Source organism: Thermasporomyces composti (assembly GCF_003386795.1).
Taxonomy (GTDB): domain Bacteria; phylum Actinomycetota; class Actinomycetes; order Propionibacteriales; family Actinopolymorphaceae; genus Thermasporomyces; species Thermasporomyces composti.
Map to the genome: position 1 here is coordinate 1,952,606 of NZ_QTUC01000001.1, position 15,536 is coordinate 1,968,141.

At 71.4% G+C, this 15,536-nt stretch carries 14 protein-coding genes and 1 pseudogene; 6 read left to right on the forward strand and 9 right to left on the reverse strand.

Features of this window, described 5'->3' with window-relative positions:
- The first annotated feature begins 8 nt into the window (after positions 1–8).
- A complete protein-coding gene (locus DFJ64_RS08535) occupies positions 9–593 on the forward strand; it encodes a P-loop nucleotide/nucleoside kinase family protein (protein WP_147304646.1) in 585 nt (194 codons plus the stop codon).
- Positions 594–711: 118 nt separating this feature from the next.
- Positions 712–1,251 (forward strand): NUDIX domain-containing protein, encoded by a 540-nt coding sequence (locus DFJ64_RS08540; protein WP_115849979.1) that lies wholly within the window; start codon positions 712–714, stop codon positions 1,249–1,251.
- A gap of 19 nt (positions 1,252–1,270) precedes the next feature.
- Here DFJ64_RS08540 and DFJ64_RS08545 read toward each other — a convergent pair whose 3' ends face one another.
- Positions 1,271–2,023 (reverse strand): HAD family hydrolase, encoded by a 753-nt coding sequence (locus DFJ64_RS08545; protein WP_211310540.1) that lies wholly within the window; start codon positions 2,021–2,023, stop codon positions 1,271–1,273.
- A 287-nt stretch (positions 2,024–2,310) separates the two neighbouring features.
- Positions 2,311–2,580 (reverse strand): hypothetical protein, encoded by a 270-nt coding sequence (locus DFJ64_RS08550; protein ID WP_115849980.1) that lies wholly within the window; start codon positions 2,578–2,580, stop codon positions 2,311–2,313.
- A gap of 399 nt (positions 2,581–2,979) precedes the next feature.
- Here DFJ64_RS08550 and DFJ64_RS08555 point away from each other — a divergent pair, with 399 nt between their 5' ends.
- Together DFJ64_RS08555 and DFJ64_RS08560 are read left to right on the forward strand one after the other, a co-directional pair.
- Positions 2,980–4,536, forward strand: a complete 1,557-nt coding sequence (locus DFJ64_RS08555; RefSeq protein WP_425452213.1) for an MFS transporter — start codon at positions 2,980–2,982, stop codon at positions 4,534–4,536.
- A 134-nt stretch (positions 4,537–4,670) separates the two neighbouring features.
- Positions 4,671–7,199 carry a PEP/pyruvate-binding domain-containing protein gene (locus DFJ64_RS08560; protein ID WP_115849982.1) on the forward strand — a complete coding sequence of 843 codons (2,529 nt, stop codon included), beginning with the start codon at positions 4,671–4,673 and terminating at the stop codon, positions 7,197–7,199.
- A gap of 34 nt (positions 7,200–7,233) precedes the next feature.
- Here the strand turns inward: DFJ64_RS08560 and DFJ64_RS08565 are convergent, their stop codons facing one another.
- The 3 genes and pseudogenes from DFJ64_RS08565 to DFJ64_RS08575 all read right to left on the reverse strand — a co-directional run bounded on the left by DFJ64_RS08565 (position 7,234) and on the right by DFJ64_RS08575 (position 9,065).
- Complete coding sequence (locus DFJ64_RS08565) at positions 7,234–8,262, reverse strand: Gfo/Idh/MocA family protein (protein WP_245941015.1); 1,029 nt, start codon at positions 8,260–8,262, stop codon at positions 7,234–7,236.
- Positions 8,263–8,313: 51 nt separating this feature from the next.
- Positions 8,314–8,511, reverse strand: a pseudogene (locus tag DFJ64_RS08570) (DUF397 domain-containing protein); the annotation flags it as partial.
- A gap of 176 nt (positions 8,512–8,687) precedes the next feature.
- Positions 8,688–9,065 (reverse strand): zinc finger domain-containing protein, encoded by a 378-nt coding sequence (locus DFJ64_RS08575; protein WP_245941017.1) that lies wholly within the window; start codon positions 9,063–9,065, stop codon positions 8,688–8,690.
- A gap of 324 nt (positions 9,066–9,389) precedes the next feature.
- Between DFJ64_RS08575 and DFJ64_RS08580 the strand changes: the two genes are divergently transcribed.
- Entirely contained in the window at positions 9,390–10,712 is a 1,323-nt protein-coding gene (locus DFJ64_RS08580; RefSeq protein ID WP_115849983.1) for a helix-turn-helix domain-containing protein, read from the forward strand.
- A gap of 18 nt (positions 10,713–10,730) precedes the next feature.
- A complete protein-coding gene (locus DFJ64_RS08585) occupies positions 10,731–11,012 on the forward strand; it encodes a hypothetical protein (protein WP_115849984.1) in 282 nt (93 codons plus the stop codon).
- Positions 11,013–11,110: 98 nt separating this feature from the next.
- Here DFJ64_RS08585 and DFJ64_RS08590 read toward each other — a convergent pair whose 3' ends face one another.
- From DFJ64_RS08590 to DFJ64_RS08605, 4 genes are read right to left on the reverse strand one after another with little or no spacing between them, the layout of a single operon-like run.
- Entirely contained in the window at positions 11,111–12,046 is a 936-nt protein-coding gene (locus DFJ64_RS08590; RefSeq protein ID WP_115849985.1) for an aminoglycoside phosphotransferase family protein, read from the reverse strand.
- Between the two features lies 1 nt (position 12,047).
- Positions 12,048–13,487, reverse strand: a complete 1,440-nt coding sequence (locus tag DFJ64_RS08595; RefSeq protein ID WP_115849986.1) for an aldehyde dehydrogenase family protein — start codon at positions 13,485–13,487, stop codon at positions 12,048–12,050.
- A gap of 19 nt (positions 13,488–13,506) precedes the next feature.
- On the reverse strand, positions 13,507–14,586 hold the full coding sequence (locus DFJ64_RS08600; protein WP_115849987.1) for a tartrate dehydrogenase: 1,080 nt from the start codon (positions 14,584–14,586) through the stop codon (positions 13,507–13,509).
- Entirely contained in the window at positions 14,583–15,518 is a 936-nt protein-coding gene (locus DFJ64_RS08605; protein WP_211310541.1) for an aldolase, read from the reverse strand. The genes DFJ64_RS08600 and DFJ64_RS08605 overlap by 4 nt, the downstream gene beginning before the upstream one ends.
- Positions 15,519–15,536: the final 18 nt, after the last annotated feature.

A 15,536-nucleotide genomic window follows, 5' to 3' on the forward strand; every position in this document is an offset into this window, starting at 1 on the left:
TCCGATCAATGGCCCTCGATCCGATGGCTCCCGACCCGGACGCCCTCGACCTGGTGACGTCCGGGCGAGCGCTCGCGCCGCTCTTCGTCCTCGCCGGCGCGCCCGGCGTGGGAAAGACGACGCTCGCGCCGCGGCTCATCGACAAGGCCGTCGGACCGGTCGTCGTCGACATGGACGAGGTCCTCGAGGACGGCGCGCTGCTCGGCGTTCCCATCGCGCATCCCGAAGCCGCGCCGAACTGGCCGGCGTACAACCGGATGTGGCGCCGCGTCCTCGCCGTCGTTCGACGGGCCGGCCACCCGGTGGTCCTGCTGTGCCCGATACCGTCGCCGGAGGAGATGGCGGAGCGAGCCTTGTGGGACGAGCCCGTCCACTGGGCGCTCCTCGACTGCGACGACCAGCTCCGGCTCGACCGGCTGCGCGGGCGCGGCTGGCCGCGGGACTGGATCGACGACGCGATGACGGACGCCCGACTGGGCCGGGAGCTCCTCGGCACCGTCTTCCGTACCGACGCGGCCGACGTGGACACCGTGGCCGACCGCATCCTCGCGTGGGTCGCCAGTCATTGGCGCCACATCCTCGACGAGACCTGAGGCGGAGTCTCGATGACACGAACCCCTCCTGCGTCTCCATCGGTCCCACAACGTCAACCGCCCGGTGCTGGCGGCGTCGCGCGGGCTCGACTCGACCCGCGCAAGAGTAGGGCCTGACATGAGTGTTTGGAGAGTTCACAGCGAGCGCACCGTCTACGGCAACCGCTGGCTGACGGTCAACCTCGCGGACGTGGAGCTTCCGGATGGCCGCCGTCTCGACCACTACGTGCTCAGACAACGCCCGGTGGCGGCCGCCGCGATCGTCGACGAGTCCGACCGGGTCCTCATGCTGTGGCGCCACCGGTTCATTCCCGACTCGTGGGGTTGGGAGCTGCCCGCCGGCGTGGTCGACGTGGGCGAGACACCCGTCGAGACGGCCGCCCGAGAGACCGAGGAGGAGACGGGCTGGCGTCCTCGGGACCTCCGGCCGCTCCTCCGGATGCACCCAGCGGGCGGGCTCAGCGACTGTGTCCACTACGTGTTCTGGACGCGGCACGCCGAGCACGTCGGCGCGGCCGTCGACGCCCACGAGTCTGAACGCGTCGCGTGGGTGCCCCTCGCGGAGGTACCCACGCTTCTGGAACGAGGCGAGCTTCGGGAGTCCAACGCGGTCGCCGCGACGCTTCGCCTCCACCTGATGATGCTCGCCGGGCGGTGAGGACGCCATCGTCACCCGGTCAGCGGCATGTCTGTCTCCTCAAGGCACCGACAGCTGGCTCCCGCATCGTGCGTTCGCCACCGGTGAGCGCTCGCAGCACGCGTTCGCGATCCGACAGGTCGTCGAACGTGACGTCGGCACCCGCGGCGGCGAGCCGCTCGACGGGCGTGCGGCCGGTCGCGACGCCCACGGTCCAGACACCCGCGCGGACGCCCGCCACCACGTCGCCGCGCGTGTCTCCCACGAGAGTGGTCGCGGTCACGGGAATCTCGACGCCGTACGCGGCCGCCACCCGCTCCCGGGCGAGGGTGACGAGGTCGGCCCGGTCATCGCTGTCGGTTCCGTAGGCACCCACCGCGAGGTCGAGAAGGTCAGCGAGCCCGAACGTCTCCAGCTTGACGCGCGCGGACTCCCTCGTGTTTCCGGTGACGACCGTTTGGACAGTTCCGCCGTCGTCGTGAAGTGCGGCGAGGATCTGCGCCACTCCCGGCAGGACTCGACCTCGGCGTCGAAGCTCGTCGGCGCGGGCGACGTACTCCGCAGCTTGGTGAACGGCGAACTGGCCGAACAATCCAGTGGCGAGCCGCTCATCCAAGCCGTTGATCCGAAGCGTCTGACGGAAAAGCGCGGGCTCGGTCGCTCCAGTCACATCCGCCATCCGAGCGAGCGGGCGACCCGTCACCGCCTCGAACGCTGTTCGGTAGACCTCGCGTCCAACACCACCGGTCTCGATGAGCGTGTGGTCCACGTCCCACAGAACGAGTCGCGACACAGAGGTACGCGTTCGTGTGGACCTCATGGTCGCAGCTTCACCGTTCATGGACGCCGTGTAAAGACCGACAACAGCCGTCAGGGCGCGCGTCTGTGTGACACACGTGCGAGCTCGGGGCGAGGCGCCAGGGGGCAAGGACGCCTTGCGCGATCCCGGCGCGCGATCGTGACCCGCTGGGAGCGAGGCCGAGACCGCGCTGAGCAGTCGAGAGACGAGGACAGCACGCACGCTGGCGCGGGCTCTCGGGAAAGCCCGCGCCACGCCGCGGCGTGGGCAGCGGCGCTCGCTCAGCTGGAGCCGCGCCCCTTGCTCTTCCGACGCTTCGGCTGCTGCTCCGCGGGCGGCTCCGTGGCCTGCGTCGGGAAGGTGATGGTGGCGGACGGACCCCAGAAGTCCCGCCAGGTGGCCTGGGCCTCCGCGACCCCTCGGGCGTACGCCTCGCGGGCTTCCTCGGATTCGTCCCAGGTCTCGTGGCCTTCGAACTCCGCCGGGCCGCGGCCAGAGCGTTCGGCGATCAGCTGGTCGTACAACGGTGTCTCGGACCACTCGGTGCTCATCGCTGCTCCCGTATCCCGCGCTGCGTGAACGGCGGTTGTCGACGCCGCCGAGCGCGTTCCTGCCAGGCGGTGTCAACCAGGTACGGCGGACCGCACCCGGTTGCCTCTCCGACGCGGAGTCTCTACCCCATAGCGACGTACTCATTCCATCCAGTAGTCAAAGTCACCTATCGGTCACTCTGCGCCAGCGCGTCGTTCCGGGACAGCACCCGGTGCGGCATAGATCACATGTTCGAGAGATGAGTTCGCGGCGACCTGGCGGTCTACCTCGGCGGAGGAACGGATGGAGGGAGGTTGGCCGCGGTGTCGACCGCACCAGGCCCACGTTCGAACCAGCAGAACCAAGGAGCTCATCGACGAGAGCTCCGAGCCAGCAGGCGAGAGTGGGCTGGGCTCGCCGTGCTGGCCTTGCCCACGCTGCTGCTCTCGCTCGACCTGAGCGTGCTCTACCTGGCGCTGCCCCATCTCAGCGCCGACCTCGCGCCGAGCGCGACCCAGACGCTGTGGATCACCGACATCTACGGCTTCATGATCGCCGGCTTCCTCATCACGATGGGCACGCTCGGTGACCGGATCGGTCGCCGACGCTTACTCCTCGTGGGCGCGACGGCGTTCGCGGCTGCCTCGGTCCTCGCGGCGTACGCACCCAGCTCGGAGGCGCTCATCGCGGCCCGCGCTCTGCTCGGGATCGCCGGCGCCACGCAGATGCCGTCGACCCTGGCGCTCATCCGCACGATGTTTCGCGACCCGCACCGGCGAGCGGTGGCCATCTCGGTGTGGATGAGCTGCTTCATGGGCGGCACGATCATCGGGCCACTCGTCGGCGGAGTGCTGCTGGAGCGGTTCTGGTGGGGGTCAGTCTTCCTGCTCGGCGTCCCCGTCATGGTTCTCCTGCTCGTGGCCGCGCCAGCCGTGCTCCCCGAGTCCAGGGACCCGCACCCTGGACGGCTCGACCTCACCAGCGTCCTGCTCGCGCTGGCGACTGTGGTCCCCATCGTCTACGGGCTGAAGGAGCTCGCGGCCGACGGCTGGGGGACGACCTCGGTGGCGGCCGTGCTCCTCGGCGTGGCGATGGGTGTCCTCTTCGTTCGCCGTCAGAACCGCCTTGACGACCCGATGCTCGACCTGACGCTGTTCCGCGAGCGGGCGTTCAGCGTCGGCCTCAGCGTGAACCTTGGCGGCGCCGTGGTGATGTCCGGGACGTTCCTGCTCCTCGCCCAGTACCTGCAGCTCGTCCAGGGCCTGTCCCCACTGCGAGCCGGCCTGTGGACGATCCCCATGCAGGTGGCCATGGCGATCTCCTCGATCCTGACACCGCACCTGGCGCGGAGGTGGCGACCCGCCTGGGTGATGTCCGGAGGACTGGCGCTCGCCGCGCTCGGCTTGGCCATCGTCTCCCAGACCCCCAGCTCGGACGGGGCGGTCACCCTCGTCATCGGCTTCTCGTTCGCGACCGTGGGGATCGCCGCGCCGACCGCGCTCGTCGTCGGCCTCATCCTGGGCGCCGCTCCACCGGAGAAGGCCGGTGCGGCCTCGGGCATGTCCGAGACCTCTGGCGAGCTTGGAGTCGCGCTCGGCGTGGCCTTGCTCGGTAGCGTCGCCACCGCCGCCTACCGCGGCCAGGTGGCCATCCCGGACACGCTTCCCGACCAGGTCTCCGCAGCCGCCCGTGACGGACTGTCCGGCGCGCTCGCCGCGGCACGGACACTTCCGGACGCGTTGGCGGCCGAGCTGCTCGAGTCCGCGCGCACCGCGTTCACCAGCGGTCTGAGCACCGTGGGGACCATCGGAGCGGTGCTGCTCGCGACGCTCGCCGTCGTCACGGGCGTGGCCTTCCGACACCTGCCCCCGCACGGCGAAGAGAGCGCGCCCACCACCGACGAAGCCGTGGAAGGGGCGACGGAGACACGACCCGACGTCGTGCCCACCGGAGCCGGGGCGGAGACTGATCAGTAGCGGACCGGTGGCGCGCGGTGCCGATCGAGCGAGTGAGCCGCCTCGACTCGAGCCGGCTCGCACCGGCCGGCTCGGTTCGACCTGGCATCACCGATCCGCCTCCAGCACGGCCTGACCGGAAAGGAGCCCCGCCCATGGCGGAGACGCTCGTGGCACCGCTTCGCGCGTTCGGCCGAGACGACCTCGCCCTCGCCGGCGGTAAAGGCGCCAACCTCGGAGAGCTGGTCCGGGCCGGCTTCCCGGTGCCCGACGGGTTCGTCGTCACCACCCGGGCGTACGACCAGGCCGCCAGCGAGCTCGACGCGCGGCTTTTCGACGCCGCCGCGACGAGCGGCGACGGATCGGCCGTCCGCGAGGCGTTCGCCACGGTCGCCATCTCCACCGAGCTGCGGACGGCGATCTCGCGGGCGTACGAGGAGCTCGGCGGTGGTCCGGTCGCGGTCCGGTCCAGCGCCACCGCCGAGGACCTTCCGGGTGCGGCGTTCGCGGGTCTGCAGGGCACCGTCCTCAACGTCGTCGGCGAGGAGGCGCTGGTCGACGCCGTTCGCCGCTGCTGGGGATCGCTGTGGACGGACCGCGCGATCGCCTACCGCCACAAGCGCGACCTGGACTCAGCGGGCGTCCGCATGGCGGTCGTCGTCCAGCGCATGGTGTCCGCCGAGACCGCGGGCGTGCTCTTCACCGCCAACCCGGTCTCCGGCGAGCGTGGGGAGATCGTGGTCGACGCCAGCAGCGGACTCGGCGAGGCGGTGGTGTCCGGCGCGGTGACGCCAGACCACTACGTCCTCGACGCCGAAGGGCGGCTGAAGCGGTGGACGCCAGGGCGGCGGGAGGTGGTCATTCGCGCGCTGCCCGAGGGCGGCGTCCAGCGCGTGGAAGGGGAGGCCTCCGCGGATCCCACCCCGCTTCCCGCCGCGGTGCTCGGTGAGCTCGCGGGACTCGGGACGCGGATCGCGGCCCACTTCGGCCGCCCGCAGGACATCGAGTGGGCCCACGCGGACGGGCGGGTGTGGGTGCTTCAGGCCCGTCCGATGACGGCGCTGCCACCGCCGCCGATCCCGCTGTCCAGCGTGCAGCGCACGCTAGGACGCACGCTCCTGGAGTACGTGCCGGTGCGCCCGTACCCGCTCGACATGAGTACCTGGGTGCCCTACGGGCCGGTCGGCCAGATGGCCAGGATTGTGCGGTCGCTCGGGTTTCGCGTCGGCCCCTCCGACGTCTTCCAGGAGGAGGACGGCGTGGTGGTCCGGCTCGTCCCGGTGTCGCCACGACCGACTTTCGACCTCGTCGCGGCGCCGTTTCGGCTCGCGCGCCGCGCTCTGGGGTACGACCCCCAACGCTGGATGGACGACCCGCGGGTCACCCGCCTGCTCAAGGAAAACGACGCCCTGACCAAGCTCGACCTCGCGGCGTTGCCGTGGCGGCGGCTCATGCGAGTCCCCCGGGAGGCGCTGGCCCTGGTCGAACCAGTCGGGGATGTGCGGTTGGACTACTTCCCTCGAGCGATCCTGTCCCTCGGACGGCTGCTCGCCCTGCTCGTCGTGCTGCGACGCACGAAGCTCGTCGGTGACCTTCTGCTCGGAGTCTTCAACAAGACAACGGAAAGCATCCGTGCGTTGCGGGAGCTCGCCGACGAGGTGCGCGCCGATCCGGCGCTCGCCGAGGCGTTCGCCACCCGTGAGCCGGCCGCCCTCGTCGAGGCGCTGTCCGACGACCCGACCTTCGCGCGGTTCGGTGAGAAGGTCCGGGCTTTCCTCGCCGAGTACGGGCACCGGGAGACCGAGACCCCCATCCTGGTGACGCCGGGTACCTGGGTGGAGGCGCCGGAGACCGTCCTCGGTCTCGTCAAGGTGCTCGCCCAGCCGGCGGGCGCCAACGGCGATGGCGGCGCCGGCGAGGTGCTGAAGGACGCATCCGATGGCTACCAGCGGGCAGTGGAGGAGATCCTCACCCATCCACGCCTGCGGTCGGAGACCCGGCGAGCACGGGTGCGGCGGTGGATCGACGCGGCGCGCGTGGGCTTGGCGTTCCGGGAGGACACGCATTTCTACTTCACCAAGCCACTGCCGGTGCTGCGGCGCAGCCTGCTGGAGATCGGCCGCCGCCTCAGCGAGGCCGGCGTCCTTCGCGAGGCCACGGACGTCTTCCACCTCCGCTTGGAGGAGCTGGAGGCCATCCGAACGATGCCGCCGCCGACGTCCGACGCCGTGCGGCTTCGCGCGCTCGTCCGCGCCCGCTCCGCGAAGCGCGACGAGCTCGCCGGCGTCCCGCTGCTGAACCCGATGCTGGTCTACGGCGACAGCGCTCCCGACGGCGACGCGTTGGTCACCGGCCTCCCAGCGGTCGGTGGCAGGGTCACGGGCACGGTGAAGGTCGTCCGGGACCCCTCGGAGTTCGGGAAGCTGGAGTCCGGGGACGTGCTCGTCTGCCCCTACACCAATCCCGCGTGGACACCGCTCTTCCAACGGGCCGCCGCCGTGGTGGTCGACACCGGTGGGCCCACCTCACACGCCGCGATCATGGCGCGCGAGTACGGCCTGCCCACCGTCATGGGCACCCGCAACGGCACCACCGTGTTGAGCGATGGACAGCGGGTCACCGTCGACGGTCACGCCGGCCGGGTCACGCCCGCGGCGGCGAAGGAGCCCGCATCGGCCGCGTAGGCGGCTGTCGGTTGCGCCGGCCGCGTCGAGCGACTCACGCGGAGAGCGCGACGTCCGCGTCGGTGTCGAGGCGGACCGTCTGCCCTTCCCTGGCCGACCGGTAGATCGCCGCGGTCAGCTCGGCGACACGCACCCCCGCGCTCGGGGGTGACAGGTTCGGGCCCTCGCCGCGGATCGCGTCCGCCCAGGCCTCGTGCTCGCTGGGGCCACGCTGCAGGCGCAGCGGCTCGACGATCTGGTTGTCCCGGCTGAAGGTGACCCGGCCGGTCCGCCACGGGTGCTGCGGGTCGACCTCGTACCGCAGCAGCCCGTCGCTTCCCGACACGACCACGGTCTCCATCCACGTGATGGCCAGGTCGCCGATGACGGTGAGCTGTCCGTGCACGCCACCGGCGAACCGGACGGTGGCGGAGGTGTTGATGTCGACCGGCGAGCCGCACTGGTCGACGAGCGCGGACACCGACTCCACCGGACGGTCCACCAGCCACAGCAGCATGTCGGCCAGGTGGGAGCCGCTGTCCATGAGCATGCCGCCGCCCGAGAGCGCCGGGTCCTGGCGCCACGTGCCCGCCGTGCCGCGCTGCCAGCGCTGGCCGCACGTCACCGCGATGGTCCGCAGCTCGCCCAGCTCGCCGCTGGCGATCTTCTCGCGCATGAAGCGGTACGCCGGGTCGAACCGGCGCTGGTAGCGCACCATGACGACGACCCCGGCCGCCTCGGCCGCCTCGGCGATCTCCTTCGCGTGGGCGACCTCGCAGGTGAGCGGTTTCTCGCAGAGCACGTGCAAGCCCCGCTTGATCGCGCTCATGACGATCGGGTGGTGGAGCGTGTGGGGCGTGACGACGGTGACCGCGTCCAGGTCCACCGCCTGGAACATCTCGTCCGCGGACGAGAACGCCGGGACGTCGCCGAGCAGCGGCAGCCTCGCGCGGAACCGCTCCAGGCTCTCGGGGCTCGGCTCGGCCAGCGCGACGATGTCGAACTGGCCGGACGCCGCCATCCCGTACACGTGGCCGGTCGCGGCACTGCCACAGCCGACCATGCCAACCCGCAGCGTGCTCACTCGCTCACCCTTCCGAACGAAGACCTCGTGACTGCTGGACGAGAGCGCCGTTCACGACCCTCCCACGCGAGCGTGGCGAGCGCACGGCGTGCCCGCGGCCTGCTCCGGACAGCCGAGCCGTAGCACGGACGGCATCGTGCTCGCGGGCGAGGTCTCACCGAGCTTGGTGTCTCGGACTGCCACGGCGCCGGCCGGCTGGACGACGGGCGCCACCTCGACGCATGAGCCGTTGGCGCAGCCGTGAGTCGACTTGCGCCAACGCCCAACGGGTCATGGACACAACTGATCACCTCCCTTCTCGTGCGGATTGAGGGCGGGGCCGGCCGGAGGAGGTAGGAGGGTGGCCGACCCCACCCTCGTGGTGCGCGCCAGGGTGGGGGCGGAGTAGGTGAGCAACGGGGTCACACCCTGGGCGCTGGTCTCAGCTAGCTGCCACCGATATGCGTCTCCGGTGGGCACATGCCGGTGACGGCGTAGCGGCGGGCCTGGTGCTGGTCATCCATGCGCAGGATCTCCTCCCCGGAGCCGCGCCGGACGCACCGCTGCCCTGGCTTGGCGGCGCAGGTGGGGCAGGGCTGGAGCAGGATCCGCGCGAACCGGTGGCGGTCGGAGGTGGTGAGCCCGTCCAGGTCGTAGCGGGAGGTGTCGAACACCCAGTCGACGATCCCGGTGTCGATGAGCTCGGGGTCTACCGGCTGAGGACCAGGGCAATGAGGAGCCCGATCAGCATCCCCGCTCCGAATGTGCCCGCTTTCCACAGGACTGCTCTCGTCAGGCACCCGGTCGGCTGGCCTCGTCGCCATGCCACCACCGCCTTACCTCCCTCGCGGTGGGTGTGGCGGCCGCCTGTGAGGTGGGCCGGAGACCTGGCGGCGGCCACCACACCCGGTTGGTGAGGCGCAGCAGCCGGGACCTCGACCTGGGTCGCCCGTCAGGTGGGTCTACCGACCGCCACGCCGGCCTGAGTGGTCACTAAGCGTCACCGCACGGTGTGGATGGGTGGAAGGAAGCGCGACTGGAAGAAACGACTGGAAGAAACACTGGTGATCACTACATGGAGATCGCACCAGCGAGTAGCCTCACGGCTACAGCGTGACTGGGCTGGTAGGGACCTGGAGACACGGGTCATGCCACGGAACGAGGTGCTGGTCACGCTCCGCAAGGCGCGTGGCTGGACGCAGGAGGACCTCGCACAGCAGGTTGCGCAAGTCGTCGCAGTCCTCGGCAGCAACGTCGCCCCCGACGCGCGACTGGTGTCCGCCTGGGAGCGCGGTGAGATCCGCTGGCCACAGCGGCACTACCGCCACGCCCTACGCATGCTGTTCGGGGTCACGAGCGACGAGGCGCTGGGCTTCATCCGACCTGGCAAAGACCCGGCTCGCAGACACCCGCGTGTGCTGGTGTCCGTGCTCGATTTCGAGGAGAGCAGTACCGTGCGACGCGCCGATTTCCTCAAGTCCATCGCCGGGGTCGCGTTCGGCTTGACCGCCGGCGAAGACCTCCAATCATGGCTGGGCGTTGACCCGTCCAGATCCGTCAAACCGCGTGTCCTCGGCGCCTCTGACGTCGCCGCGATCGAACAGACCACGGCACGGTTCGCGGCGTGGGAGCGAAGCCAAGGCGGCATCCTCTCGGTGGATGCGATGCTCGGCCAGCTCAACTGGGCCGCCACGTTGCTCGACAAGAGCCGCTTCGCGTCCGAGCAGGTCCGCCGTCGCATGTTCAGCGCGGTCGCCAACCTCGCCGAGGTCGCCGGGTTCGCCGCCTACGACGCCGGCATGCACACCGAGGCCCGTCGAGCATTCACGTTGGGGGTGCATGCCGCCGCCGAGGGCGAGGATTGGCCGCTGCGAGCGAACATCCTCTCGGACATGGCGCGGCAGGCCATCAGCCTCGGCCACCCCGAGGACGGGCTCGACCTCATGCAGATCGCCATCTACGGCGCCGACGGGCGTGCCACCCCAGCCACCCAGGCAATGCTGCAAGTCGTCCTCGGTCGTGTTTACGGGGCGATGGGCAAGGTCCGCGAGTGCCGCAATGCCATCGCCAAGGCCGACCACGTGTACGAGCCGCCGACGGACGAGGATCCGGCGTGGATCTCCTACTACATCCCCGCCCAGCTTGCCGGCGACTCCGGCCACGCCCTCTACTCGGCCGCCCAGCACGATGTATCGCTCCGCGGCGAGACCGCCAACCGTCTGGCGACCGCAGCCGAGACCTATGGCCCGAAGTACCCCAGAGCCGCGGCGTTCTGCCTCGCCCGGCTGGCGGCGATCCGGTTCGACGAGGGCGAGCCAGACGAGGCGGTCGCCGTGGGGAGGCGGCTGCTCGACATCGGCAGCGGGGTCGCCTCCGCACGGCTCAATGACGACTACCGGCTTGTCTACGCCCACGCCAAGCGCTACCAGAGCCACGGTGACGTTGCCGAACTGGTCGCCGACCTCCCCTAGGACAGAAACGAGCCCTAGATGACGGACCCGTTCTATGACCGCGCCGCAGCGCTCGCCCTCCAGCTGGACGGGGTATGGCTGAACGCCACCCAGTCCGGCCGGCCCGGCATCCACCTGACCTCGACCCGGGACCTCACCCGGTGCGCCCGGGAGCTCGCCGCCGTCTACCAGAGCGTCGGCTGGCGGGTCGACGACCTGCGATTCCCCACACCTCTGGTGCCGACGGCGCGGATGACGGTCCTGAACGAGATCGACCGTCAGTGTCCGGTTGAGATCGCCGCGGGGAAGGCCGACGAATGACGCGCTCGCCGGCCTGAAGGCCGGGGATTCAGCCCGTGCCGCGCGTGCGACACCTCCGCGGCGGCCTGACCGTCTGGCGCACTCCCGAGCGGTCCTGATCAGACCAGGAGCTCAGCGGACTCCAGGTACGGGCGTGCCATGTCCGCCGCGCCGTACTGGAGCACGTACAGACCGGTCGACACCCGTTCGAGGAAGCCCCACTCCCAGATGGCCTCCTCGTCGACGCCGGTGTGGTCGGCGAGCAGCCGGCAGTAGCGGCGGGCGAGGGCGGGAGGGTCGTCCGCCGCGAGCAGCTGTGCACACCAGTCACGCAGCACGACGCCCAGGTCGTACGCGGGCTCGGCGAGGAGACCGTCAGGGTCGACGAAGACGACGCCGAACTCCGCGCCCGGCCTGGGCGTGCGGACGGTCAGCGCGTTGGCGGGATGCGGGTCGCCGTGGACCACGACGCACCGGTCGAGGTCGAAGGCGGCGGCCCGCCGCTCGGCGTACCCCAGTGCCTTCCGCACCACTCGCTCCGAGCAGGGGTGGCGCAACCGCTCCCAAAGTGAGGCGACCAGGCCGTGCAATCCACGCGCCTTCTCCTCCGACGGCGCAACCGTGGCGCCCGGGGGACGCGGCACCCGCCATGCCTCGCGGAGTGTCGCGCACAGCACCTCGATGGTGCGTTCCGGCGACCAGCCCAGGTCCGCCAGCGACGGGCCGAGCGCCTCCTGGAGCATGGCGTTCCGCTCCACGTCGTACGCCAAGAGCCGCACGTAGCCACGCCCGTGCGCGGCCGCGAGCGTGCGGACCTGGGCGTCGAACCCCGGCTCCGGGATGCCGAGCTTGAGGACGGCGTCGTCTCCGTCCGCGGTGCGCGCCCGCGCGACGTAGGAGCAGGTGCCCTGGGACAGCGGCGCGCCCACGCGGATGGACCACCGCCGCTCCAGGTCGGCGATGAGGCTTGGCAGGTCGGCCAGCCACCGCTCACCCCGCTCGCCGAGGGCGGCCAGCTTGGCGCGGACGACAGGCGACAGCGCGACCGGCGCCACGTCAGCTGCCGAGGATGACGAGCTTGCGCTCGGTCAGCTCCTCCACCGCGTACTTCACGCCCTCCCGGCCCTGGCCGGACTCCTTCACCCCGCCGTACGGCATGTGGTCGGCTCGGAACGCGGGCGGCCGGTTGACGAGCACGGTGCCGGCCTGGGCCTCCCGCGCGTATCGCAGCGCGCTGGTGAGGTCCGAGGTGTAGATGGAGGTGTTGAGGCCGAAGCGGGAGTCGTTGACCGCCCGGATCGCCTCGTCGAGGTTCGCGACCGGGACGACGCTGACCACCGGGCCGAAGACCTCCTCGCACAACAGGGGCGACGAGGCCGGCACGTCGGTGACCACGGTGGGACGGAGGACACCGTCGTCGGTGAGCGTGCCACCGGTCACGATGCGGGCTCCGTCGCGCACGGCGTCGTCCAGCCAGGAGCGCACCCGCTTCGTCGCCTCGGGCGTGATGAGCGGCCCCACCACCGTGGCCTCGAGGGCCGGGTCACCGGCGGGCAGCGCCTCGGCGGCCTCGACCAGCCGGTGAAGGACCTCGTCCACGACCGCCTTCTCGACGTAGAGGCGCTGCAGCGAGATGCAGGCCTGACCGGCGAACGTGAACCCGGACGTCACCGCCGCGTTGACGGCCGCCTTCAGGTCGGCGTCGGCGCGGATCACCATCGCCGTGGCCGACCCGAGCTCCAGGATGTGCCGCTTGTACGGTGAGGCCGCCTTGAGCTGCCAGCCGACCCGGCTCGACCCGGTGAAGGTCAGGACCGCGACGCGAGGGTCCTCCTGCCAGCGGCCCACGATGGTCGCGGGGTCGCCGGTGACGAGGTTGAGCCAGCCCGGTGGCAGCTCCGCCGCCTTGAAGGCCTCGACCAGCATGCCGGCCGTCAGCGGGGTGCGCTCCGACGGCTTCAGCACGACCGGACACCCGGCCGCGAGCGCGGGCGCGACCTTGTGGGCGACCAGGTTGAGCGGGAAGTTGAACGGCGTGATCGCGGCGACCACGCCGACCGGCTGGGCGACGGTGAAGGCCAGCGTCCCCTCGCCGGAGGGCACGGCGTCGAGCGGCACGGTCTCGCCCGGCGGTCGCCGGGCCTCCTCGGCGGCGAAGTCCAAGGTCGTGAGCGCGCGCTCCACCTCCTGGCGGGCGGCGGTGATCGGCTTGCCCGCCTCCGCGCGGATCATCTGGGCGAACTCCTCCGCCCGCCGCGCCACCTCCTCGCGGGCCCGCCGCAGGATCTCCGCCCGTCGGTGCGGCGGCAGCCCACGGCGCAGGGCGCGGGCCGCGGCGCCGACGGCCGCGGCCGCCTGCTCGGGGCTGGCGACGGCGGCGACACCGACGAGCGAGTCGTCGTAGGGGTTGCGCACCTCCAGCCGTGTGGAGCCGTCGGCGAGCGATCCGGTGCCGTCGACCCAGGTACCGTCGAGATACAGCCGTTGGGTTCGCATCGGTGTGTCCTTCTGCGAGTCAGCGTGTGCCTTCCGGACGCGGGAGCGCGCGCAACCGCGCGTCGACCTCCTCGGTGAACTCGGCGGTGGTCGCGGTGCCGCCCAAGTCAGGTGTGCGGATCCCGGACGCGAGGACCGCCTCGAAGGCCTCGACCACCTCCCGGGCGGCGGCCTCCTCACCGAGGTGCTCCAACATCATCGCGCCCGCCCACATCTGGCCGATCGGGTTGGCGATGCCCTGGCCCGCGATGTCCGGCGCCGACCCGTGCACCGGCTCGAACATCGACGGGTACTCTCGCTCCGGGTTGAGGTTGCCGCTCGGCGCCACCCCGATCGACCCGGCGATGGCGCCGGCGAGGTCGGAGAGGATGTCGCCGAAGAGGTTCGACGCCACGATCACGTCGTAGGCCGTGGGTTGCAGCACGAGCTTGGCCGCCATCGCGTCGACCAGGACCTTCTCCAGCTCGACGTCGGGGTAGTTGGCGAGCGTCTCGGCCACCACCTCGTCCCAGAACGGCATGGTGTGGACGATGCCGTTCGACTTGGTGACGGAGGTGACCCGCTTCCGGCGCTGACGAGCGAGCTTCGCCGCGTACTCGGCGATCCGGGTGACGCCCACGCGGGTGAAGATCGCCTCCTGGATGGCCGCCTCGCCGGGCTGGTCACGGTAGAGGCGGCCGCCGACCTCGGAGTACTCGCCCTCGACGTTCTCCCGGACGATCACCAGGTCGACGTTCTCCGCGCCGCGCACCGGGCTCGGCACGCCCGGCAGGGTCCGCACCGGCCGCAGGTTGACGTACTGGTTGAACCGCCGCCGGATCGGGATGAGCAGGCCCCACAACGTGACGGTGTCGGGGATGTCGGGGTCGCCGACCGCGCCGAGGAAGATCGCGTCGTGCTCGGCGAGCGTGCGGATCGCGTCCGCCGGCATCATGACGCCGTTCTCGTGGTAGTACGCCGAGCCCCACGGGTACTCCGTCCAGCGCAGGACGAAGCCGTGCCGGTCCGCCACCGTGTCGAGGCAGCGCATCGCGGCGGGCACCACCTCGGGCCCGATGCCATCCCCGGCGATGACGGCGATGTTGTGGATTCGGCTCACGACGTGGCGTCCTTTCTCGTCTCCGTGCTCGTCTCCTGGCGGTCCGCTGCCTGGGCGCGGGCGTCCGCGACGATCTCCACCAGCCGACGCAGCCGCGCCGCCGACCGCTCGCGCAACGCCGTGGCGACGCTCGGCTCCCGCACGGTGTCCGCCCAGACGGCCCGCCCGGCGAGGAAGCCGCTGGCGCCGCCGAGGCAGGCGAGCCGGACCGCGTCGGAGAACTCCGCCGCCCTCGTGCCGTTCGACAGCACCACCCACGGGATGTCGATCGCCTTCGACAGCAGGCGCGACTGTTCCTCGACGCGGGAGAGGTCGCCGGGGACGTAGCCGGGCACCTCGGCCTTGTAGATGTCGGCGCCGAGCCGGCTCAGCTCGGCCGCCGCCTCGAGGATGGCCTCGTGCCTGGCCCGCTGGTCGGTCCAGGTCTCCCCGTCGGCGGGCCGCACGATGCCCTCGACGAGACTGACCGTGCCGGTCCGCCGGCACAGGTCGACGAAGCGTCCGACGAGGTCGGCGCGGGCCTCCACGCTCCCGCCGGCACGCCAGATGACCAGCAGCTTGAGCGCGGTCGCGCCGACGGACGCGACCAGCTCGGGCGTGACCTGCTCGTCGAGCCCGGTGTCGCGGACGATCTCGCCGGGAGCCTGGTGCAGCTCGTCGGCGGCCAGGATGAGCCGGCATCCCGGCGCCAGCGTGGCGGGACGGGCGGTGTCGAGGCCGTAGAGCCGGTCGAGGAGCACCGCCGAGGCGTACGGGGACAGCGCGGCGGTCGCCTCCGCCTTGAACTCACGCAGCCTCGCGTCGGGGACGCTGGCGACGGGAGCGTCGCCGGCCATCATCGTCCGCAGCGACTCACGCTGGTCGAGCGCCACCATGGTGAGGTCACCGGCGGCGTTCGCGAGGCGGGCGGCGGGCGCGGGAAGGACGGTCACCGACACCTCCTGCTCGGG

Coding starts and splice junctions, on each gene's coding strand:
- DFJ64_RS08535 (WP_147304646.1), top strand. CDS start 9: ATGGCCCTCGATCCGATGGCTCCCGACCCGGACGCCCTCGACCTGGTG.
- DFJ64_RS08540 (WP_115849979.1), top strand. CDS start 712: ATGAGTGTTTGGAGAGTTCACAGCGAGCGCACCGTCTACGGCAACCGC.
- DFJ64_RS08550 (WP_115849980.1), bottom strand. CDS start 2,580: ATGAGCACCGAGTGGTCCGAGACACCGTTGTACGACCAGCTGATCGCC.
- DFJ64_RS08560 (WP_115849982.1), top strand. CDS start 4,671: ATGGCGGAGACGCTCGTGGCACCGCTTCGCGCGTTCGGCCGAGACGAC.
- DFJ64_RS08575 (WP_245941017.1), bottom strand. CDS start 9,065: ATGGCGACGAGGCCAGCCGACCGGGTGCCTGACGAGAGCAGTCCTGTG.
- DFJ64_RS08580 (WP_115849983.1), top strand. CDS start 9,390: ATGCCACGGAACGAGGTGCTGGTCACGCTCCGCAAGGCGCGTGGCTGG.
- DFJ64_RS08585 (WP_115849984.1), top strand. CDS start 10,731: ATGACGGACCCGTTCTATGACCGCGCCGCAGCGCTCGCCCTCCAGCTG.
- DFJ64_RS08595 (WP_115849986.1), bottom strand. CDS start 13,487: ATGCGAACCCAACGGCTGTATCTCGACGGTACCTGGGTCGACGGCACC.